21 protein-coding genes and 1 tRNA gene are annotated in these 20,088 nt (G+C 62.3%); 8 read left to right on the plus strand and 14 right to left on the minus strand.

The genetic code is table 11. The annotated features are described in order from the left end of the window. Positions 1-431 precede the first annotated feature (431 nt). Positions 432-1,085 (plus strand): invasion associated locus B family protein, encoded by a 654-nt coding sequence (locus tag SJY10_RS10275; protein ID WP_386684616.1) that lies wholly within the window; start codon positions 432-434, stop codon positions 1,083-1,085. A gap of 57 nt (positions 1,086-1,142) precedes the next feature. Here the strand turns inward: SJY10_RS10275 and SJY10_RS10280 are convergent, their stop codons facing one another. From SJY10_RS10280 to SJY10_RS10295, 4 genes are read right to left on the minus strand one after another with little or no spacing between them, the layout of a single operon-like run. Beyond that, entirely contained in the window at positions 1,143-2,351 is a 1,209-nt protein-coding gene (locus tag SJY10_RS10280) for a beta-ketoacyl-[acyl-carrier-protein] synthase family protein (RefSeq protein ID WP_386682195.1), read from the minus strand. A 4-nt stretch (positions 2,352-2,355) separates the two neighbouring features. Then, positions 2,356-2,613: an acyl carrier protein gene (locus SJY10_RS10285; RefSeq protein ID WP_386684618.1), complete on the minus strand. Its 258-nt coding sequence runs from the start codon at positions 2,611-2,613 to the stop codon at positions 2,356-2,358. Between the two features lie 31 nt (positions 2,614-2,644). After that, positions 2,645-3,739, minus strand: a complete 1,095-nt coding sequence (locus tag SJY10_RS10290; RefSeq protein WP_386682198.1) for a UDP-3-O-(3-hydroxymyristoyl)glucosamine N-acyltransferase — start codon at positions 3,737-3,739, stop codon at positions 2,645-2,647. 33 nt (positions 3,740-3,772) lie between these two features. Continuing rightward, on the minus strand, positions 3,773-5,326 hold the full coding sequence (locus SJY10_RS10295) for a murein L,D-transpeptidase (protein WP_386682200.1): 1,554 nt from the start codon (positions 5,324-5,326) through the stop codon (positions 3,773-3,775). A 391-nt stretch (positions 5,327-5,717) separates the two neighbouring features. Here SJY10_RS10295 and SJY10_RS10300 point away from each other — a divergent pair, with 391 nt between their 5' ends. From SJY10_RS10300 to SJY10_RS10315, 4 genes are all read left to right on the plus strand, one after another. Continuing rightward, positions 5,718-6,287 carry a YcbK family protein gene (locus tag SJY10_RS10300; protein ID WP_386682203.1) on the plus strand — a complete coding sequence of 190 codons (570 nt, stop codon included), beginning with the start codon at positions 5,718-5,720 and terminating at the stop codon, positions 6,285-6,287. Between the two features lie 122 nt (positions 6,288-6,409). Further along, positions 6,410-6,483, plus strand: a tRNA-Gly gene (locus SJY10_RS10305). Positions 6,484-6,512: 29 nt separating this feature from the next. Then, complete coding sequence (locus tag SJY10_RS10310) at positions 6,513-6,860, plus strand: RidA family protein (protein WP_386682207.1); 348 nt, start codon at positions 6,513-6,515, stop codon at positions 6,858-6,860. Continuing rightward, entirely contained in the window at positions 6,857-7,327 is a 471-nt protein-coding gene (locus SJY10_RS10315) for an acyl-CoA thioesterase (protein WP_386682210.1), read from the plus strand. Before SJY10_RS10310 ends, SJY10_RS10315 begins: the two co-directional genes overlap by 4 nt. 1 nt (position 7,328) lies before the next feature. Here the strand turns inward: SJY10_RS10315 and pgi are convergent, their stop codons facing one another. The 9 genes from pgi to SJY10_RS10360 all read right to left on the minus strand — a co-directional run bounded on the left by pgi (position 7,329) and on the right by SJY10_RS10360 (position 15,808). Then, a complete protein-coding gene (gene pgi, locus SJY10_RS10320) occupies positions 7,329-8,927 on the minus strand; it encodes a glucose-6-phosphate isomerase (RefSeq protein WP_386682213.1) in 1,599 nt (532 codons plus the stop codon). 3 nt (positions 8,928-8,930) lie between these two features. Beyond that, on the minus strand, positions 8,931-9,602 hold the full coding sequence (gene pgl / locus SJY10_RS10325; RefSeq protein WP_386682216.1) for a 6-phosphogluconolactonase: 672 nt from the start codon (positions 9,600-9,602) through the stop codon (positions 8,931-8,933). A 3-nt stretch (positions 9,603-9,605) separates the two neighbouring features. Next, positions 9,606-11,060: a glucose-6-phosphate dehydrogenase gene (zwf, locus tag SJY10_RS10330; RefSeq protein ID WP_386682219.1), complete on the minus strand. Its 1,455-nt coding sequence runs from the start codon at positions 11,058-11,060 to the stop codon at positions 9,606-9,608. Between the two features lie 113 nt (positions 11,061-11,173). After that, on the minus strand, positions 11,174-11,758 hold the full coding sequence (locus SJY10_RS10335; RefSeq protein WP_386684621.1) for an HNH endonuclease: 585 nt from the start codon (positions 11,756-11,758) through the stop codon (positions 11,174-11,176). Between the two features lie 176 nt (positions 11,759-11,934). Next, complete coding sequence (locus SJY10_RS10340) at positions 11,935-12,681, minus strand: GGDEF domain-containing protein (protein ID WP_386682221.1); 747 nt, start codon at positions 12,679-12,681, stop codon at positions 11,935-11,937. Positions 12,682-12,739: 58 nt separating this feature from the next. Continuing rightward, entirely contained in the window at positions 12,740-13,408 is a 669-nt protein-coding gene (locus SJY10_RS10345) for an alpha/beta hydrolase (protein WP_386682223.1), read from the minus strand. Further along, positions 13,405-14,034 carry a DNA-3-methyladenine glycosylase family protein gene (locus SJY10_RS10350; protein ID WP_386682226.1) on the minus strand — a complete coding sequence of 210 codons (630 nt, stop codon included), beginning with the start codon at positions 14,032-14,034 and terminating at the stop codon, positions 13,405-13,407. The genes SJY10_RS10345 and SJY10_RS10350 overlap by 4 nt, the downstream gene beginning before the upstream one ends. Further along, a complete protein-coding gene (locus SJY10_RS10355; protein ID WP_386682229.1) occupies positions 14,031-14,762 on the minus strand; it encodes a cobalt-precorrin-6A reductase in 732 nt (243 codons plus the stop codon). Before SJY10_RS10355 ends, SJY10_RS10350 begins: the two co-directional genes overlap by 4 nt. Then, on the minus strand, positions 14,759-15,808 hold the full coding sequence (locus SJY10_RS10360; protein WP_386682231.1) for a cobalt-precorrin-5B (C(1))-methyltransferase: 1,050 nt from the start codon (positions 15,806-15,808) through the stop codon (positions 14,759-14,761). The genes SJY10_RS10355 and SJY10_RS10360 overlap by 4 nt, the downstream gene beginning before the upstream one ends. Before the next feature lie 85 nt (positions 15,809-15,893). Here SJY10_RS10360 and cobA point away from each other — a divergent pair, with 85 nt between their 5' ends. The 3 genes from cobA to SJY10_RS10375 are packed head-to-tail and all read left to right on the plus strand — an operon-like array spanning position 15,894 to position 19,310. Next, on the plus strand, positions 15,894-16,745 hold the full coding sequence (gene cobA, locus SJY10_RS10365) for a uroporphyrinogen-III C-methyltransferase (protein ID WP_386682234.1): 852 nt from the start codon (positions 15,894-15,896) through the stop codon (positions 16,743-16,745). Positions 16,746-16,805: 60 nt separating this feature from the next. After that, on the plus strand, positions 16,806-18,068 hold the full coding sequence (locus SJY10_RS10370) for a cobyrinate a,c-diamide synthase (RefSeq protein ID WP_386682237.1): 1,263 nt from the start codon (positions 16,806-16,808) through the stop codon (positions 18,066-18,068). Positions 18,069-18,095: 27 nt separating this feature from the next. Beyond that, positions 18,096-19,310, plus strand: coding sequence for an MFS transporter (locus tag SJY10_RS10375; protein ID WP_386682240.1), 1,215 nt, complete (start codon positions 18,096-18,098; stop codon positions 19,308-19,310). Here SJY10_RS10375 and SJY10_RS10380 read toward each other — a convergent pair. Next, positions 19,307-20,074: a squalene/phytoene synthase family protein gene (locus SJY10_RS10380; protein WP_386682244.1), complete on the minus strand. Its 768-nt coding sequence runs from the start codon at positions 20,072-20,074 to the stop codon at positions 19,307-19,309. The two genes, SJY10_RS10375 and SJY10_RS10380, sit on opposite strands and share 4 nt — an antisense overlap. Positions 20,075-20,088 lie beyond the last annotated feature (14 nt).

Raw genomic sequence — 20,088 nt, forward strand, 5'->3', positions numbered from 1 at the left:
CGTTTTCATTGCGGCCAAAATACATCCTTAACACCTCTATGCCAGAACAAAGGTGCCCGGTGTTTCCAATGTCCCCCGGGGGCACTGGGCGTCTCCTCCCTGTCAGACTTGCCGCGCCTTCGGGCGCGGCATTTTTTATCATCTGTTCTATGTTGACGCCGGGCGCTGCATTGCCTAACGTCTGCTCAATTCGTCGGCAAAGTCCGACAGGGAGACAACGAAAAAGGGTCCTTTTGGGGGCCCTTTTTCTATGCAGGTCAGGTTTTTACGCCCTGCGCGGCGGCGTGCCGGCGGCCATTTTTTCCACTGACAGTCCTGTGTTGTCGTGATAGGTCCGCCACCAGACCCATGACCCGGAGAACCCTGTTATGAAATATGCCTTTACCCCCGTTCTGGCCGCGATCGTTCTTGCCACATCGCCGATGGCCCTGATGGCACAGACCACAGATGCGCCAAGCGCCGATGCCGCGACCGAAGCCCCTGCAACAGAGGCTCCTGCCGCTGAAGCCCCCGCCACTGACGCACCTGCCGCAGACGCCCCCGCGGCTGACGCCCCGGCAACCGACTTGCCTGCCGATGCGGCCCCGGCGGCTGATGCAGCGCCCGCGGAAGAAACCGCTGATGCCGGTCCGCAGGTCGGCCAGCCTTACATCCGCGACAACTTTGGCGATTGGTCCCTGCGCTGCCTGAAAGCCGAAGAAGGTCAGGCCGATCCTTGCCAGCTTTACCAGCTGCTGAAGGATTCGGACGGCAATGCTGTTGCTGAATTCAGCACCTTCCCCCTGCCCGAAGGCCAGGAAGCCGCCGCCGGCGCGACCATCGTTGTGCCGCTTGAAACCCTGCTGACCCAGCAGCTGCGCCTGACCGTGGATTCCAGCGAAGCCAAGCTTTATCCCTTCACCTTTTGCAACGCTGCTGGCTGCGTCGCCCGCGTCGGTTTTACCGCGGCTGAACTGGCCCAGCTGAAGCGCGGCAACAAGGCCGTGCTGCGCATGGTGCCTGCTGCCGCCCCCGATCAGGAAGTGCTGCTTGATATTTCCCTGTCCGGCTTCACCGCTGGCTTTGACAGCGTAAACGAACAGTAAATCTGCTTGAGCGTTTTGAAAGCCGCCCCGCCACATGCGGGGCGGCTTTTGCATGCCTCAGGCCCGGCGCAGCGCCAGCACGGCGTTCAGCCCGCCAAAGGCAAAGGCATTGGACAGCGCCACATCAACGCGGGTCTGCCGCGCGGTATTGGCGACGTAATCCAAATCGCAGGCCGCATCCGGAGCGGCCAGACCGATGGTCGGGGCGATAACCCCGTCCCGCAGCGCCATGATGCAAGCCAACAGTTCCACAGCGCCGGTGCCGCCAATCAGATGGCCGTGCATCGCCTTGGTCGATGACACCAGCAACTTGCCCGCGTCATCGCCGAAAACATCGCGGATCGCCTGCGTTTCGGTCCGGTCGTTCACTGTCGTGCCGGTGCCATGCGCGTTGATGTATCCCACATCCGCCAGCGCGATACCGCCATCCGTTAGCGCCCCGCGCATCGCCCGCGCCGCCCCTTCGGCAGAGGGGGTGACGATATCAGCGGCGTCCGATGACATGGCAAATCCGGCGACTTCGCACAGGATATCTGCGCCCCGCGCCAGGGCATGTTCGCGTTCCTCAAAGACAAAGACCGCACCGCCTTCGCCTTGCACCATGCCGTTGCGATCCGCCGAGAACGGGCGGCAGCCGTCGCGGGACATGACGCGTAGCCCTTCCCATGCCTTAATGCCGCCAAAACAAAGCATCGCTTCGGTGCCGCCTGTCAGCATGACATCGGCCAAACCGCCCCGGATCATTCCCAGCGCCTGCCCCATGGCGTGGTTGGACGACGCGCAGGCGGTCGAGACGGTAAAGACCGGACCGCGCAGATTGTGCCGGATCGACACATGGCTGGCGGCGGCATTCGCCATCAGGCGCGGCACAATAAAGGGATGCACGCGGTTTTTGCCTTCGGCATAGACCGCGCGGTAATTATCGTCCTGCGTGTTCAGACCCCCGCCAGAGGTACCAAGGATCACACCCGCCCGATCCCCCGCAGGCCCGGACAGATCCAGCCCCGCCTGCCCCATCGCCTGGGCCGCGGACAGTAGCGCGAACTGGGTAAACCGGTCATAAAGCGTCAGGTCCTGACGGCTGAAATGATCCGCCTCGTCATAACCGCTGATCTGCGCGCCGATCTGGATCTGCAACCGATCCACATCGCGGATATCCAACGGGCCAATGGCGCAGGTGCCGGCCTGCATGGCCGCCAGTGTTGCGGGGACGTCATGGCCCAGCGGGTTGATGGTGCCTGCCCCGGTGATGACGACCCGGCGCACGGGGTCAGACCTTTTCTTTCACTAGGTCCTGCACGGCGGCGATGATCGCACGCACGGAGGTCACGTCGAACCCGCTTTCTGCCGGTGCATTGGCATTGAAGGGCACAGTGATATCGAACGCCTCCTCGATCGCAAAGATGGTTTCCACCAACCCCATGCTATCGATCCCAAGGCTTTCCAGCGTGTCATCGAGTGTCACGTCAGAGACGTCCAAAAGCGCCTGATCGGCCAGGATGGCGATCACTTTGTCCTGCACATTCATGGTCATGGCTCCTGCTATCCGTGCCTGCGATTTAATCGCTTGCGCCATCTTTGGGAACCAGTTTCTGCAACGCGGCAAAATCCTTGATCAGTTGCGGCAGGCGGCGCAGCCCCTTTTCTCGGGCGCGGTAGCTGGGCAGATCCATTGCAGGCTGCCCCATGACGAACATGCCGTCCTTGGTATCGACGTAAAGCCCGCTGGCCCCCGCCATCACCACGTCATTGCCAACGGTGATATGATCCTTGGTCGCGGCCTTGCCGCCCATGACAACCCGGTCGCCCAGCACACCAGATCCGGCCATCGCCGCCTGACCGCACAGGATGCAATCCTCGCCAATGATGCAGTTATGGCCGACCATAACGTTGTTATCGATTTTGGTGCCGCGCCCGACCTGCGTCGCACGGATCGTGCCGGCATCGACGCAAGAGTTTGCGCCCAATTCCACATCATCGCCAAAGATCACGCCGCCAAGGCTGTGGATGCGGTGGCGCTTGCCGTCGGCAGGCGGCGTCAGTGGCGCGCGGCCCATTGACTGATAGGCGCGTTCTTCGTTCGACAGCTCGCGCGTGACATAGGAAAAACCATCAGCCCCAACGACAGCGTTCGGCTGCAAGATGACACGGCTGCCAAAGTGGCAATTGCGGCCAACGCGGCTTCCGGGGTTCAGCCAGCAATCATCGCCAAGGGTCGAATTCAGGCCAATCGTGACATGCGCATCAATGCGGCAGCGATCGCCAATGCGCACGCCTTCGGCCAGCACGACGAAGGGCCCGATGCTGGGGTCAGCGCCAATCGTGCAGCTGTCCGGAATGATCGCAGTGGGGTGGATGCCCGTTGGTGCAGGCGCGGGATCAAAGGCCTGTGTCAGCGCCGCCATCGCCAGACGCGCGCGCGGCACGGTAATCGCGGCCTTCAGCCCCATCGCCTGCCAATCGGCCCCGTCCCAGACAATCGCAGCCTGCGCCGCGCTGGATTTAAGCGCATCGCCGTAAGCAGGTGACATGGCCAGCGCCAGATCGTTCGCGCCCGCCTGTCCCGGCTCTGCGGGGTGGTCCACCACCAGCGCGGTGTCGCCAAAGGCTTCGGTGCCAAGGGCCTTTGCAATCTCGGCTATCGTCAAACCCATGGTGGACCCTTTTCGCTGTGTTTCGGGGCAGATTTAGCCCTGAACGGCGCGCACGGCTACCCCTGTCTGCGCCAGCGCCTCCCAGATCGCGGCATCACGCCCATAAACGTCGCGGCGGAACTGCATTGCCCCGGTCACGTCGGTAAAGGCAGTGCGGTAGACGATATGCACCGGCACCGGCTCTTGCAGGTCCACACGGCTTTCTGCGCCGGTTTTCAGACGGGATTGGAAAAAGGCTTCGGGGTTCGCCTCTTGCTTGGCCAGCAGCGCATAAGCAAAATCGAACGGATCGTTCAGACGGATGCAGCCGTGGCTGAAGGCGCGGGTTTCGCGGTTAAACAGGCTTTTGGACGGCGTGTCGTGCAAATAGATATTGTACTTGTTCGGGAACATGAACTTCACCAGCCCCAGGGCGTTCCGCTCGCTCGGCCCCTGCCGCATGGAAAAGGGAAAGGTGCGCGCAGTATAGGCGCGGGCGTTGACCGATCCACGCGGCACAACGCGGCCACTGCGGTCCGTTACATCCAGATGCCCGACCGCGTTCGCATTGCTTTGCAGCTGCGGCAGATATTCGTTCACGACAATGGACCGCGGTACGTACCAGCTGGGATTGATGACCATGTATTCCATCACATCCGAAAACTCTGGCGACTGGCGGGCCGGATCATTGGCCCCGATAACAGAGCGGGTCGAAAACGTGACGCGGTCGTTGTCCACGATGGTCGCCGTGAAATCCGTCAGATTGACCCAGATATGCCGACCGCCACGGGGGCTGTTGACCCAACGCTCGCGTTCCATCGCCACGATGACCGACTGCATCCGGCTATCGAGCGGGACATTGATTTCCTTCATCGTATCGCTACCGGCGGTGCCGTCATCCGTCAGGCCCATCGCCCGCTGAAACCGCTGCACACCCGCCTGGATGGTCGCATCATAGGTCTGAGTCGCCGTACGACCCAGGTGCCCCATCGCGATCAGGCGATTGCGCAGCTCGACCACATCCGGGCCGCTGTCCCCCGGTGCCAGACTGGACGCCTGCACCGCCGGACCATATACACCCTGCGCCAGCAGATTTTCCATCCGCAGTTTTTCCCGCATCAGCCGGGCATATTCGGGGCTGCGCGGTGGCAATGCCCGCAAAAAGGCATCGGGGTTCGATTGCAAAAATGTCTGCAAGGCCGGGATGCGCGGCCGCAGCGACACCTCGCGCACGATCAGGGGCACCACCTCTGACGGGGTCAGGATGCCGGTCTGCACATCGCGGGCATAGGTCAGAAACGCTGTCGACAAGGCCACATCCATCGCGCCCTGTTCAGCCGGGGTTTTGGCCGCCAGAAGCCGCGCAACCAGATCTTCGGCATTGTAGCGCTGTTCCGGCAGGCCATGGGCACCGGCGTTCGACAAGGCGGTCAGCAGCGCATTGCGCCGTGCCAATGCAGCGCTGTCATCACCGGCCCAGACCGGTGCGAAATCGCGGCCGCGATAGAACGCCGCCAGCTCTTCGTCCTGCGCCGCCGATTCGGCGACAGCCTGACGGAATGCTGTGACCTGCGCCTGCGCCGGTGCCGTTCCAACCAGAGCGAACATCGATAAAGCGGCGAACATTGAAAAAGCGCGCAGCCGGCGCGGCGCGGTTCGTGGCAGCGAAACGGTCGTCAAAGTCTATCCCCCGAAAGACATGGGCACCCATAATAGGTGCATATATTACAAGGGTTTTGCGGGATTGCCCTGCCTGATGTCCACGGCCAATTGCACGGCGGCACGCTTTGCATGCAGCTGTTGCATCCCTACCCCTTTTGGCCAAATAGCGCGCAGCTGCACAATGAATGCGCAAAATTTTGCCGATTTTTGACGTCTGATGGAACCTTTTCCCCGAACGCCTTGGCGGATCGGGCCTGCCGTGTCATACAAACCCTAAATCTGGGGATAGATGAATAAGCGCAAAAAATACGCGCAAACGGGACAGGACAGATTAACCATGACGGAACAGCGTTCTTCTGGCATCTCAAGACGTGGTCTTTTGGGTGCATTCGCGGCGACGGCATTGACGGCCGCCCCCACCTATTCAAAGGCTGCAGGCTTCCTGCGTGGCGGCGGCGATGTGCGCCGCATCAGCATGTATTCCGGCCGGACGGGCGAGCGTCTGGACACGATCTATTGGATCGAAGGCCAGTACATCGGTGAAGCCCTGCGCGAAGTGAACGCCTTTATGCGCGACTGGCGCAACGGCAAGGTTGTCAACATGGACAGCCGTACCATCGACATTATGGCAGCCGCGCACCGCCTGATGGATACCTCTGAACCCTATATGCTGTTGTCCGGCTACCGTAGCCCTGAAACTAACGCGATGCTGCGCAGCCAGTCCGGCGGCGTTGCGCGCAATTCGCTGCACATGCGCGGTCAGGCCGCTGACTTGCGGTTGTCCAGCCGGTCGGTGAACGACATGACCAAGGCAGCAGCCGCCTGTAACGCCGGCGGCGTCGGCACCTATCGCGGTTCCAACTTCGTCCACATGGATTGCGGCGACGTGCGCACCTGGCGCGGTTAATAACCCGGTTACCTTGATGCGGAAACAAAGCGCCTTCGGGCGCTTTTTTCATGTCGCCGCCCGCTTGCAGCCGCCCCCGCACCCGGTGTAAGGATAGCGCATCAGCCGATGGCTGGTCACATGCGGGTATGGTGAAAAGGTATCACGAAAGCTTCCCAAGCTTCAGTTACGGGTTCGATTCCCGTTACCCGCTCCACTTCTCCTCTTGCCGCGCAGGAACATCCCATGAGCATTGAACGTATCGAATCCGGCGACCGGATGTCGCAAGCTGTTGTCCATAACGGTATCGTCTATCTGGCTGGCCAGGTCGGCGCGCCCGGTCAGGACGCCACCGCCCAAACGACCGAAGTTCTGGCCCAGGTCGATCGCCTGCTGGCGCTGGCAGGGTCCGACAAATCCAAGATCCTGACCGCGCAGGTCTGGGTTGCCGATATGGCCGATTTTGCCGCGATGAACGCGGTTTGGGATGCCTGGGTATCCAAAGGCAACGCCCCTGCCCGCTGGACCGGCGAAGCCAAGCTGGCCACCCCCGATTACAAGGTCGAAATCATCGTGACCGCCGTCGCCGGATGACCGTTCCTTTTCTGACACCACTGCACACGGACGACCTGCGTGCAGCGGGCATCCCCGAGCCCTGGACCTTTGGCATGGCCGACAAGGTCCGCTTTGGCGAAATCGACGCGCTGCAGCACGTGAACAACGCAGTCTATCTGAAGTGGTTCGAAAACCTGCGCATCTTGTATTTCAATGACCGCGACGTCTGGTCGATCAACGGCAAACGGCCCAAGGTCGTGCTGCGCAATATCGGTCTGGACTACCGGTCAGAGGTTAAACTGACCGACGAATACATCATGACCGGCCGCACCACCAAACTGGGCAGCAGCAGCTTTACCATGGAATATGGTGTCTGGGTGCGGGGCCGGTTGACCACCACCAGCCACGCGGTGATGGTCATGCTGAACGACGACAATACGAAATGCGTCATCCCCGACAACATCCGTCAGATGTTTATCGACCGCGACGGCGCGGTCGCGGGCTGATCTACAGCCCGTGACTTTGCAGGAAACCGACCAAAGCCGCCGTTGACCCGTCTTTGTCAGTGGCGGCTTTCGTGCCTTCGACGACAGGTTGCAGCGACGTTGCAAGCTCTTTGCCCAATTCCACGCCCCACTGGTCATAGGAATTCAGGCCCAGCACCACGCCTTCGACGAATACGCGGTGTTCATAAAGCGCGATCAACATGCCCAGCATTTCCGGCGTCAACTGCGGATAGGTCAGCGTGATGGACGGACGGTTGCCCGGGAATACGCGGTGCGCCGCCTGGCGTTCCAGCTCTGCGCCTTCGAACTTGTCCGCAACTTTGGCGCGGGCCTCGTCCAGGGTGCGACCTTTCATCAACGCTTCGGATTGGGCAAGGCAATTGGCCACGAGCAGCTGATGCTGGTGGTGTAGATCGTCGTGATGACCGCGGGCAGCGACAAGGAATTCACACGGAATGACCCGGGTGCCCTGATGGATCAGCTGATAGAACGCGTGCTGGCCGTTAGTCCCCGGCTCGCCCCAGACAACAGGGCCAGAGTTATAGGGCAGCGACGCGCCATCAAGGCTGACGCCCTTGCCGTTACTTTCCATTTCAAGCTGTTGCAGGTAGGCGGGCAAGCGCGACAGATTGTTGTCATAGGGCAGCACGGCGCGGGTTGCGTAATCGCACACCTGATTGTGCCAGATGCCCACCAGCGCCAGCAACGCAGGCATGTTTTCGCGCCACGGTGCCGCGCGGAAGTGGCGATCCATCGCCTGACCGCCGCGCAGGAACGCACGAAACGCATCCGGCCCGATGGCGATCATCAGCGGCAGACCGATCGGCCCCCACATGGAATAGCGGCCGCCCACCCAGTCTTCAAACCCGAAGACACGGCTGGGTGCGATGCCGAAATCGGCGGTCTTGTCGGCAGCGGTCGACAGGGCGGCGAACTGGGCGCCCGTGTCCTTGACCGTCTCGCCCATCCACGCCTTGGCAGTGCGGGCGTTGGTCATGGTTTCGATGGTGGTAAAGGTCTTGGAGGCGACGATGACCAGCGTCGTCGCCGGATCAAGCCCCTGCAATGTCTGTGCAATATCCGCCGGATCGACGTTGCTGACAAAATGGCAGCGCGGCCCGTCGTGATAGGGGGCGAGCGCCAGCGTGCCCATCTTTGGCCCAAGGTCCGATCCGCCAATGCCGATGTTGACCACATCGGTAATCGCACCGCCCTGCCCCTGATAGCTGCCGTCGCGGACAGCTTCGGCAAAGACTTCCATGCGGTCCAGCGTCGCCAGCACGTCGTGCATCACGTCCACGCCGTCCACCATGACGGCGTCACCATCCAGATTGCGCAGTGCCGTGTGCAGCACGGCCCGGCCTTCGGTGTCGTTGATCGGCGCGCCAGTAAACATCGCCTCGCGGCGGCCGGCGACATCGGCTTTGTCCAGCAGCGCGATCAACTGGTCCAGTGCCGCGTCATCAATCTGAGTCTTGGCAAAATCAAGGCGCAGATCGCCGGTCTGCGCCGCATAGGACCGCGCGCGGTCAAGGTCGAGCGCATCTTCGATCCGGCGGTCCTTGATCGCGTCAAAGTGGGATTTCAGGTCAGCAAACATGGATCAGGACTCCGCCCAGTGAACGATGGACCCGGGCAGAACCGCTGCAACGGGCGCCTCTTCCGGTGTCAGTTTGGTGGCCCGTTCCAGCGCAGCCCGCTTTTCCGTGCCGATGATGACGATATGGCGGCTCATCGCCTGCTTCAGCACGTCCGCTGACAGGGTGATCCGCGGTTCCGGCGCGCCGGGGGCCCGCATCGCGACAAGGCGGTCAGTGCCGTTCAAGGCCAGATCAAGCTGATCGGCCCCCGGAAAGATGCTGGCGGTATGCATATCCGCACCCATACCCAGCAACACAACCGACAAGGGCAGATGCGGTGTCAGCGCCGCCTGCAGATCGGGCAGCTTATCCTCTGGCGCGGGGGCGTCGGCGTAAAGCGGCACATAATGCGCCTCTGCCGCGCGGTCCGTCAGCAGGCGCTGGCGCAGCAGGCGGGTGTTCGACCGTTCAGACGTTTCGGGCACCCAGCGTTCGTCCGTCAGCATGACATGCACGCGTGACCAGTCCAAATTCGCCGAACACAGGTTGTCAAAAATCGGTCCCGGCGTCGTGCCACCCGGCACAGCCAAAGAGGCGGTATCCTTTGTTGACAGCACCTGACGCAATTCGCCAGCCAAGCGGTTGGCCAGCTGAATCATCATCATCTCGCCATCGGGGTATTCAATGAATTCCATGACTTATCCTTTGATATCGCGCCAGCGCCGGCCGTCGCGGTGCATCAGCATCATCGCATCTTCTGGACCGGCACTGCCTTGGTCATAAAGTTTCGGCACATCGTTCCGCGCTTCCCACCCGTTGATCAGCGGGTCAGTCCAGGCCCAGGCGGCCTCGACCTCGTCTCCGCGCATGAACAACGTCTGGTTGCCCCGAATGACGTCCATGATCAAACGCTCGTAGGCGTCGGTAGCCTGTTCGCTGTCCTCTCCCAGTGCGTCGGCAAAGGTCATGTCGAGCGGCACGTCAATCAAACGCATGCCCCCGGGACCGGGTTCCTTGATCGTAACCTGCAAATCCATGCCTTCGTTCGGCTGCAAACGGATCGCCAAAATGTTGCGGTGGCGGGCGGTGTCGCCTTCAAAGATGGAGTGGCCCAGATCCTTGAACACCACGGCGATTTCAGAGGCGCGGGCCTTCATCTTTTTGCCGGTCCGCAAATAGATCGGCGTATCGGCCCACCGCCAGTTCGCCACGTTTACCTTCATTGCGATAAAGCTTTCGGTAAAGCTGCGCGGATGTTCGACATCGGCGCGATAGCTGGCGCTGTCGCCGCTGGCGTCATACTGGCCGCGCACGATGTGATGGCTTTCCACGGGCTGCAAGGCACGGATAACCTTCAGCTTTTCATCGCGCACCTCGTCGGCACCGAAAACGCTGGGGGGTTCCATGGCGATCAGACACAAAAGCTGCATCAAATGGTTCTGCACCATATCGCGCATTGCGCCGGATTTGTCGTAATAGCTGCCGCGCCCGCCAACCCCGACCGTTTCAGCGACGGTGATCTGGATATGGTCGATGTAATGGCTGTTCCACAGCGGTTCGAACAAGACGTTCCCGAACCGGACGGCCATCAGGTTCTGGACCGTTTCTTTGCCCAGATAATGGTCGATCCGGTAGATCTGCCCTTCGGCAAAATGCGTGGCCAGCGTATCGTTCAGCGCCTTGGCGCTTTCCAGATCACGGCCAAAGGGTTTTTCGACCACAATCCGGCTTTCGGCATTGGCAATACCGTGATTGTGCAGGCGTTCCGCCAATGCCCCAAACAGCGATGGCGCGACAGAGAAATAGAAAGCCCGCACAACACCGTCGCGGTTCAGCGCCGCAAGGTCGGACCAACCTGCCTCTCCTGTGGCGTCGATGGTGACGTAGTGCAGCGCATCAAGAAAGCCCTGCAAGCCATTGGAATCATTCTTTTCTGCGCCGCCAAATTCAGCGATCGCGTCCTTGATCATGTCGCGGTAACCGGCACTGTCCAGATCGGACCGCGCGGCACCGATGATCCGGCTTCCCACTGGCATCTGGCCGGCCAGAAAGCGGCGAAACAGACCGGGCAGGATTTTGCGGCGGGCCAGGTCGCCGGTTCCACCAAAGATGACGAGGTCGAATTCATCGACAGGAATGACACGAGAAACCATGGGAACTCCGGCTGCTGATGGGCGCGTTAGCGCTAACGCCTTTCTGATACCCAGCATGGCCGGGAAAGTCTAGCGCATGCCGCCCTGCCACCGGTCGCGAAGTCGTGCTTGGTTTACGCTTCCAACTCTGCGTCCCAATACAGATAGTCCATCCAGCTGTCGTGCAGGTGCCCCGGCGGAAACTTGCGCCCGATGTTGTTCAATTCCGACGCCATTGGCTGGCGCGGCGGCTTGCGCAGGCTCAGGCCAGAGTGTTTTAGCAGCCGTGACCCTTTGCGCAGATTGCAGGGGCTGCAGGCGGCAACGACATTGGTCCAACTTGTCACCCCGCCCCGCGCGCGCGGCAGGACGTGGTCAAAAGTCAGATCACCCCGGCTGCCGCAATACTGGCAGCAAAATTCGTCCCTTAAAAATAAATTAAAGCGCGTGAAGGCCACGCGCTTTTGAGGTTTGACATAATCTTTAAGGACGACGACCGAGGGGATCCTGATCCGCGTCGAAGGGCTGTGCACCTCTTCGTCGTATTCGGATATGATCGTCACCCGGTCCAGAAAGGCTGCCTTGACCGCTTCCTGCCAGGGCCAAAGCGACAGCGGATAGTAGGACAAGGGCCTGTAATCCGCGTTCAGCACCAAGGCGGGGAAATGTTTCAACGCCCCCGGTTCGCGCACAAATTCCGTTCTGAAGTCACCGTCCATCACCGCCTGCACCTATCTGCTGGCGGCCGGCTGACGGCACCCTTGCCACGGGGCCGCACCGGCCGCGTCAGGAAAACTATATCTGGCGCCCTTCAAAAACCAACAGTTATTTTTGGCGCCATATGTCGCAGTTCTGACGCCGCCAGGTAAAGCCTGTGTGACAGCCTAAAGAAACATCACCCAGCCTTTGGAAATGGCTGCCGTTCAATCTGCGGCGACCATGTCGCCACCTGCGCCCGCCCCTGCGCCTTTGCGACATAAAGCGCGCGGTCGGCGCGGGCCATGACCACCCCCAACCCCTGACCTGCGTCGCCTTCGGTCATGCCGATCGACATTGTCATTTCGATCAGGCCGGTCTGCGGCAGATCCACCTGCAGACCATTCGCAAGCCGGCCCGCCAGCGCAGCGCCGTTTGGCGCATCGCCGGGGACAAAAATGCCGAATTCCTCTCCTCCCAGGCGGGCGCAAAACATGTGGGACGTGACGTGTTCGCGCAGAAAGTCGGCCGCTGCCTGCAGGCAGATATCACCCACCTGATGACCGTAGGAATCATTGATCCGCTTGAAATGATCCAGATCGATCATCAAAAGCGCGCCGCGCGCCCGCAGCTGGTCACCACCGGCGATATCGTCTAGAAAGGCGCGCCTGTTGGGCAGGTTGGTCAGCATGTCGGTCGTCGCAAGGCGCAGCAGCTTGGCCTGTAGACGGGCCAGATGCCCGACCAGCGCAAGGCTTAGCAGAATGAACGGGGTGCCGACGATGGCCGCATCGCGCAGGTTATACATAAACCCGTTATGATCTGCGCCCGCTTTGCCAAAGTCGCGGGCCCAGTTCATCAGGCTGATAACGAACAGAAAAACAAGCGCCTTGAACACAAAGTCAATGGCGTTGCGCGGCGCAATGATTTTTACAAGTCTGTCCACAATCCCTCTGCCATTGGTGCGGCAGGGGGATCATTACGCCTAATATACGAATGAAGTCTTAATCCATGCCAAGGCGGTCAGCCATAAAGGCCAGCGCGACCTGCAACCCGTCCGGTGCAATACCGTGGGCCGTGCCCTTCATGACGTGGGCGAAAACTTCGGTCCAGCCCGCGCCCTGCAGCGCCTCTGCCGCCAGCGGCAAGGATTGGGGCGGCACGACGTTGTCCTGATCGCCGTGAATCAGCAGGACGGGGGGGCGGCAAACGACCTCGTCGCCCAGCAATTCAGGCTGCAGCAGACGACCGGAAAAGGCGACGATGCCCGCCACCGGGTCTTCGCGCCTGGGCAGCACATGCAGCGCCATCATCGTGCCTTGGGAAAAGCCCAGCACCATGACCTGTTCGGGCAGCAGGTCTTCGTCAACCATCACCCCGTCCAGAAAGGCGTTAAGATCGTCGGCGGCGCGGCGCATACCTTCCTCTGATTCTTCCTCGGAACTGCCGTCGATCCAAGGGATCGGGAACCACTGAAAGCCCATCGGCGATCCTGCGCAATCCTCTGGCGCGTCGGGCGCGATGAATAGCGTGTCGGGCATGTGATCGGCCAATGGGTCAGCCAGCCCCAGCAGGTCCGCCCCGTTCGCGCCGTATCCATGCAAAAAGACGACCGCGGCGCGGATTTCGCCCGATGCCGGTTCCTTGCGGCCTGCGTTAAGTGCGCGTGTCATCGAATTCCCTCGCGTGATTTCATATGGGCGTAATAGGCCCAGAGCAGCCGCGCCGCAACAGACCGCCAGGGCGACCAGTCTTCTGCCATGATGCGCAGGGCCTTGTCCGTGGGCCGCGCGGGCAGATCAAACAGCAGCCGCGCCCCTTCTTGCAAGGCCAGATCACCGGCAGCAAAGACATCGGCGCGGCCAAGGCTGAACATGGCATAAATTTCGGCGGTCCAGATGCCGATGCCAGGCACGGCAACCAACGTGCTGACGACCTCATTGCTTGGCATTGTGCGCAGGGCGGCATAGTCCAGCCGCGCCGCCGCCAAGGCGTGCACATATCGCGCCTTGGGCCGCGACAAGCCAAGTGCGCGCAGGTCATCTTCGGTATGGTTCAACACAACCTGCGGGTCCGTCATACCGGCTGCATTCAGCCGCGCATAAATTGCATTGGCCGATGCAACGCTGACCTGCTGGCCGCAGATGGCGGACACAAGCGCCGCAAATCCGTCGCTGCGCAGCCGCACCGGCAAGGGCGCAACCAGCCCCAACGCCCGTTCAAAGCGCGGATCGCGGCCGGCCAACCAGGTGGCCCCTTCTGCGACACAGGCGTCGCCTCGTATGGTCCGCTCGGTCATTGCAAAAGCGCCCACGCCACGGCCGCATCGACCGAATCCGTGATCTGCGCCCCCTCTGGCGGCGGCGGGCGGCGGATCATCAACACGGGTATCCCCAGATCACGCGCGGCCGTCAGCTTCGTCCGGCTCGCCTCTCCGCCAGCGTTTTTGACGACAATCCAGTCGATCCCAAGCTCGCGAAACAACTGGCTTTCATGCGCGACCGAAAACGGCGGGCGGCCAACCAGAAACCGGCCTCCGGCAAAGGGAAAGGGTGCGGTCGGCGGATCTATCTGGCGGCAAATCACCTGCCGGCCCTGCAGATTGGCAAAGCGGTCCAGCGTCTGCCGCCCGGTGCCAAGGAACACTGTCTTGCCCAGCGGAATAAGCGCGGCAGCATCTTCCTCGTGGTCGATGTCCCGCCAGTTATCGCCCGGCTCAGCCACCCAGGGGCCGCGCAGATGATACAGGTACGGCAGGCCAAGCTCTGCACAGATCCCAGCGGTCCGCACGGTAATCTGGCTGGCAAAGGGATGGGTCGCATCCAGAACGGCCGTAATGCCCGCCTCTTTGACATAGGCGGTAAACCCGGCCTCTCCGCCAAAGCCGCCGATCCGGGTGGGCAGCGGCAAAGGTTTCGTTCGCTGCGTCGCCCCCGCCAAAGAGGCAACCGCATCGGCACCAGCCTGCGCCAGCGCCACCGCGATCCGCCGCGCCTCGCCCGATCCGGCCAGCAGCAACAGCGTCATGCGCCCGCCCGCGCCAGAATGGCACCTGCGCGGTCGATGACCACAATGTCGAACTGCATTTCGCCTCCAAATCCGTCCTGCACAATGGCAAGCGCCTTGTCAGCGACCGCCTGTGCCATCGGTTTCCCCGCAATCTCATAGGCTTGCAGGGCGGTGTTCGCCTGCGCCAGCCGCGCATCGCCGCACATCGCGGCCAAGGCCTGAAAATCAACCTGACTGCGGCCAGAATGCAGATCCAGCGCGCCCTGTGCCAGCTTCGTCAGCTTGCCAATGCCGCCGCCGATGGTCACACGCGGGACCGGATGGCGTTTCAGATATTTTAACATACCCCCGGCAAAGTCCCCCATATCCAGCATGGCGTGATCCGGAAGCCCCATCAGGTCCTGCACAACCCGTTCGCTGGTCGCACCAGTACATCCAGCCACATGACTCGCGCCGCCTGCCCGCGCCACATCCACGCCGCGATGGATCGATGCGATCCAGGCTGCGCAGGAAAACGGCCGCACCACCCCTGTTGTGCCCAGCACCGACAAGCCGCCAACAATCCCAAGACGCGGATTCCACGTCCTTTGCGCAATCTGTGCGCCGCCTGGAATGCTGACCGTGATCGCGATATCGGCCGGCTGGCCAAACATGGCCGCAAGCGCCTCGACCTGCGCCGTCATCATCTGGCGCGGCACAGGATTGATCGCAGGCTCGCCCACACCGACCGGCAGCCCGGCCTTCGTGACCATCCCGACGCCCTCACCCGCATGAAAGCTGACGCCTCCACCCGCGCTGGCCGCCACGCGCACGATAATCAGCGCACCATGGGTCACATCGGGATCATCGCCCGCGTCCTTGGTGATCCCGACCTCTGCCCAACCATCGCCCGCGGCGGTATGCGCCAGGGCAAACACCGGCTCCTCGCCCTTGGGCAAGGTGATCTGCACAGCCGCAGGAAAGGTCCCGCCCCACAGCCGCAGCAAGGCAGCCCGCGTTGCCGCAGTCGCACAGGCACCCGTGGTCCAGCCACGGCGCAAAGGGCCATCAGGCTTGCGTGTCATGGCGCGACCTTAGCCGCCGCTGCAGCACTTGAAAATGCCGCATCCCGCACTTTTCAATCATCCACGATGCCGCCATAACGATCCCATGACACAAACTGCAAACCTTCCCACTTTTGACTGGCCGACCCTGAACCCCGGCTGGGTCTGGCTCTGCGGTGCTGGCCCGGGTGATCCGGGCCTGCTGACGCTGCATGCGCTGAACGCGTTGCGCCAGGCCGACGTCGTGATCTACGACGCGCTGGTGCAAGAGGCGATTTTGGACTGGGCCCCCCAGGCCGAACACATCTACGCGGGCAAACGTGGCGGCAAACCCTCTGCCGTGCAGCGCGACATCTCGCTGCGCCTCGTCGATCTGGCACGCGCTGGCAAACGTGTGCTGCGCCTGAAAGGCGGCGATCCCTTCGTCTTTGGCCGCGGCGGAGAAGAGGCGCAGACCCTCGTGCAGCACGGCATCCCCGTGCGCATCATTCCCGGCATCAGCGCCGGCATCGGCGGGCTGGCCTATGCGGGCATCCCCGTAACCCACCGCGACGTGAACCAATCCGTCACCTTCGTGACCGGCCACGACCAAAGCGGAAATACCCCCAGTGCCCTTGACTGGGCATCCATCGCCAAAGGCAGCCAGGTCATCGTCATCTACATGGGCATGAAACACATTGCCCAAATCACCGGCCACTTGCGCGCCGCCGGCCGGCCCGCATCTGAACCCTGCGCCGTCGTCACAAATGCCACGACACCCGATCAACAGGTTCTGGAATCCACACTGGGAACCCTCGTCAATGACGTTGCTGCGGGCCATTTCGAACCGCCCGCCATCATCTGCATCGGCCGCTCGGTGCTGATGCGTCAGGTCCTCGACTGGCAAGGCATGGCACAGGGTCAGGCACCTCGCGACCTTGATCCTCTGGGCCGCGGCCTGCCCGCAGAACTGGCCTAGGCGCATGACCATCCCATTCATCTGGCCACTTAAACTCCCGCCGGAGGCATCAGAGGCCCGATGCCGGGCCTGATCGTCGTGGCTCCCGCATCCGGCAGCGGCAAAACCACCGTGACCCTCGGGCTCCTGCGCGCCCTCACCCGCAATGGCACCCGTGTGCGCGGTGCGAAATCCGGACCGGACTACATCGACCCTGCCTATCATGCCGCAGCCACGGGAAAGCCTTGCCTGAACCTTGATGCATGGGCCATGTCCGCCGCCGCCCTGTGCACCCGCGCCGCGACCGAAGATGTTCTCCTGATCGAAGGTGCCATGGGCCTGTTCGACGGTGCCCCGCCGGATGGCGCAGGATCCAGCGCCGATCTGGCGCGAATCCTGGGTCTGCCGGTCATCCTGATCGTCGATGCGGCCCGTATGGCGCAGTCCATCGCGCCGCTGGTGGCGGGATTTGCGCAACATGACCCGGCGGTCCGCATTGCGGGTATTATCCTGAACAAGGTCGGATCGGACCGGCACGCCGCAATGCTGCGCCGCGCACTTGCCCCGCTGGGGTTGCCCATCCTTGGCACACTCCCGCGCAGGGATGATCTGACACGCCCGTCGCGGCATCTTGGCCTCGAACAAGCAATGGAAGACCCCGCGCTTCCCGCGTTTTTGGACCGCGCCGCCGACTGGGTCACCACAGGCTGCGATCTGGCCGCCCTGGCCGCCCTGGCGCGACCTTTACCGGCACCAGACGCACCCATCGCGCCGCCGCCGGCACAGCGTATTGCCGTTGCGCAGGATGTTGCGTTCTCGTTTCTCTATCCGCATCAGCTGCAGGACTGGCAGGCCGCCGGCGCACAGATCACCCCTTTTTCGCCGCTCGCTGACGATCCTGTCCCGGACGCGGATCTGATCATCCTGCCCGGCGGCTACCCGGAACTCTACGCCCCGCAGCTTGCTGCTGCCCAAACCTTCATGCAAAGCCTGAAGAACGCATCGCAAACCACTGATATATACGGGGAATGTGGCGGCTACATGACCCTTGGCGACAGCCTGACAACCGCCGATGGTACCGTACACGCCATGGCTGGACTGCTGCGGCTCGACACCTCTTTTGCCGCGCGCAAATTGCACCTTGGCTATCGCCAGTTGCACGCCATGCATGGCCCCTTTGCCGGGGCCTGGCGCGGTCACGAATTCCACTATGCCACGACCACCCGCGCCGCAGGTGATCCGCTTTTCACTGCCCGCGACGCTGCAGGACAGGCTTTGCCGGCCATGGGCCTGCGCCTTGGCCGGGTCACAGGGTCTTTCGCCCATATCATCGACAAGGCATAACAGCCGCACCAGTCAGGGGGTACCATTATGATCGACGATTCGCGCGCCAAACGGAACGTCGCGGTGCTGGTCGCCGCGCAGGCGCTTTTGGGTGCGCAGATGCCGATGATATTCGTGATCGGCGGGCTTGCCGGTGGCATGCTGTCGCCGAATATCTGCCTCGCAACCCTGCCGATCACCTTCATCGTCTTCAGTTCCATGACCACCGCGCCCTGGCTGTCGCCACTGATGCAGCGCCGGGGCCGCCGCTTCGGCTTTGTCCTCGGGGCCGCCGCCGGCGCGCTGGGGGCGCTGATTGCCGCCTACGGCCTGTATGTCGGCTCCTTTACCATCCTGCTCCTCGGCTCGTTCTTTACCGGTATCTACATGAGCGCGCAGGGCTTTTACCGCTTTGCCGCCGCAGATACCGCCTCTGACAGCTTTAAGCCCAAGGCAATTTCATATGTGCTGGCGGGCGGCCTGATTTCGGCGCTGATTGGCCCGCAACTGAATAAACTGGTACAGGACGCGCTGGTCGTACCCTTCCTTGGCACTTACCTTGCGGTCGCTGGCATCAACCTGGTCGGCATGGGGCTGTTCGTCTTTCTTGACCTGCCCAAAGGGACGCGCGGCCAGCCAGAGGTCGTCCACGCGATTCCGCCGCGCACCCGCGGCCAGCTGCTGCGCGATCCGCGCATTGCGGTCGCGATCATCTGTGGCATGGTGTCCTATGCGCTGATGAACCTTGTCATGACCTCAACCCCCTTGGCCGTGGTCGGCTGCGGCTTTACCAAGAACAACGCCAACGACATCGTCTCTGCCCATGTCATCGCGATGTATCTGCCCAGCTTCTTCACCGGCCATCTGATCGCCCGCTTTGGCGTCACCAAAATCGTCGGCGCGGGCCTCGTGATCCTTGGCATCGCCGGCCTGGTTGCCCTGTCCGGCGTCACGCTGGGCAACTTCTTTGCCGCACTCGTGCTGCTTGGCATCGGCTGGAACTTCGGCTTCATAGGGGCGACCACCATGCTCGCCGGCAGCCACAACACAGCAGAGCGTGGCGTTGTCCAGGGCCTGAACGACACCATTGTCTTTGGTATGGTCACGATTGCATCTCTGGCCTCTGGCGGTCTGATGAACTGCTCTGGCGGATCAGCTGTGCAAGGCTGGGATATGGTCAACATGGCCATGATTCCGCTACTGGTCCTGGCGGGCGGCGCGCTGATTTGGCTGGTGCTATCGCCGCGCAGGCCAGCGGCCTAACGCCACCAACCAAATGTCGCGGCCCGCAACAGCCGCACCTGATCCGCCACCGGTGCCGGTTCAAGCAGCCCCTCCACCACGCGGGCCGGCTCCTGCGCTGCGCACACCAGAACGCCGCGTGCCTGCCAGCCATGAAGCAACGCAGCCCCCGCTGCTTTGGATACCTTACGCCGCATCCCCCGCGCCCGGTCCAGCCGCGCCAGTGCATCCTGGGCCAGATCGCGCACACCCTGCGGCGTGCCATCGATCAAAGGCTTGCGCCCCGCATCTTCGAGCGCCGGAATGGCGCGCAGAAAATTCGCAACGCCGACACCGTAAGCAAAGTCAGCGACAACATCCGCATCCGCCGGACCCAGCAGCCGCGCCGCCACCACCGTCAGCGCACCAGAGGTTGCAGCGATATAGCTGTCCAGATGCGCGCGGTCCTCAAAGACATCGGAATAGACATCCCATCGCCGCATCGCGACCAATTCATCCAAAGCCCGCGCGCCTTCAGCATCCAGCACCTGCGCCAAGGCATCCGTCACCTCGTGCCGCCGTACCGCCTGCCCCGATGCCACCTCCTCCAGCACGTCGCGCCACCATTGCAGCCGCATCTCGGCGATCATCGCTTCCTTGGTGACCCAAGGGGCCCGCGCCACTTCCAGATTGAAGGCATAAAGCGGAAACAGAACGCGGCGAGCGGAAACGGGCGCAGCCATCGCTGCGCGAAACCGCACCGGATCGCCGCGTTCCACAAGTTGTGCGCAGGCTTCAAAGCTCATCGTGTTTCACCTGG

The sequence above is a fragment of the Loktanella sp. R86503 genome (genome assembly GCF_042466455.1).
In the GTDB taxonomy this organism is placed as follows: Bacteria; Pseudomonadota; Alphaproteobacteria; order Rhodobacterales; family Rhodobacteraceae; genus Loktanella.

Bases quoted from the DNA above. Each gene is read 5' to 3' on its own strand.
- SJY10_RS10310 (WP_386682207.1), top strand. From the start codon at position 6,513: ATGAGCATTGAACGTATCGAATCCGGCGACCGGATGTCGCAAGCTGTT.
- SJY10_RS10360 (WP_386682231.1), bottom strand. From the start codon at position 15,808: ATGACACGCAAGCCTGATGGCCCTTTGCGCCGTGGCTGGACCACGGGT.
- SJY10_RS10350 (WP_386682226.1), bottom strand. From the start codon at position 14,034: ATGACCGAGCGGACCATACGAGGCGACGCCTGTGTCGCAGAAGGGGCC.
- SJY10_RS10285 (WP_386684618.1), bottom strand. From the start codon at position 2,613: ATGAATGTGCAGGACAAAGTGATCGCCATCCTGGCCGATCAGGCGCTT.
- SJY10_RS10315 (WP_386682210.1), top strand. From the start codon at position 6,857: ATGACCGTTCCTTTTCTGACACCACTGCACACGGACGACCTGCGTGCA.
- pgl (WP_386682216.1), bottom strand. From the start codon at position 9,602: ATGGAATTCATTGAATACCCCGATGGCGAGATGATGATGATTCAGCTG.
- SJY10_RS10345 (WP_386682223.1), bottom strand. From the start codon at position 13,408: ATGACACGCGCACTTAACGCAGGCCGCAAGGAACCGGCATCGGGCGAA.
- SJY10_RS10290 (WP_386682198.1), bottom strand. From the start codon at position 3,739: ATGGGTTTGACGATAGCCGAGATTGCAAAGGCCCTTGGCACCGAAGCC.
- SJY10_RS10300 (WP_386682203.1), top strand. From the start codon at position 5,718: ATGACGGAACAGCGTTCTTCTGGCATCTCAAGACGTGGTCTTTTGGGT.
- SJY10_RS10380 (WP_386682244.1), bottom strand. From the start codon at position 20,074: ATGAGCTTTGAAGCCTGCGCACAACTTGTGGAACGCGGCGATCCGGTG.
- SJY10_RS10375 (WP_386682240.1), top strand. From the start codon at position 18,096: ATGATCGACGATTCGCGCGCCAAACGGAACGTCGCGGTGCTGGTCGCC.
- pgi (WP_386682213.1), bottom strand. From the start codon at position 8,927: ATGTTTGCTGACCTGAAATCCCACTTTGACGCGATCAAGGACCGCCGG.
- SJY10_RS10335 (WP_386684621.1), bottom strand. From the start codon at position 11,758: ATGGACGGTGACTTCAGAACGGAATTTGTGCGCGAACCGGGGGCGTTG.
- zwf (WP_386682219.1), bottom strand. From the start codon at position 11,060: ATGGTTTCTCGTGTCATTCCTGTCGATGAATTCGACCTCGTCATCTTT.
- cobA (WP_386682234.1), top strand. From the start codon at position 15,894: ATGACACAAACTGCAAACCTTCCCACTTTTGACTGGCCGACCCTGAAC.
- SJY10_RS10295 (WP_386682200.1), bottom strand. From the start codon at position 5,326: ATGTTCGCTCTGGTTGGAACGGCACCGGCGCAGGCGCAGGTCACAGCA.
- SJY10_RS10275 (WP_386684616.1), top strand. From the start codon at position 432: ATGGCACAGACCACAGATGCGCCAAGCGCCGATGCCGCGACCGAAGCC.
- SJY10_RS10370 (WP_386682237.1), top strand. From the start codon at position 16,806: ATGCCGGGCCTGATCGTCGTGGCTCCCGCATCCGGCAGCGGCAAAACC.
- SJY10_RS10355 (WP_386682229.1), bottom strand. From the start codon at position 14,762: ATGACGCTGTTGCTGCTGGCCGGATCGGGCGAGGCGCGGCGGATCGCG.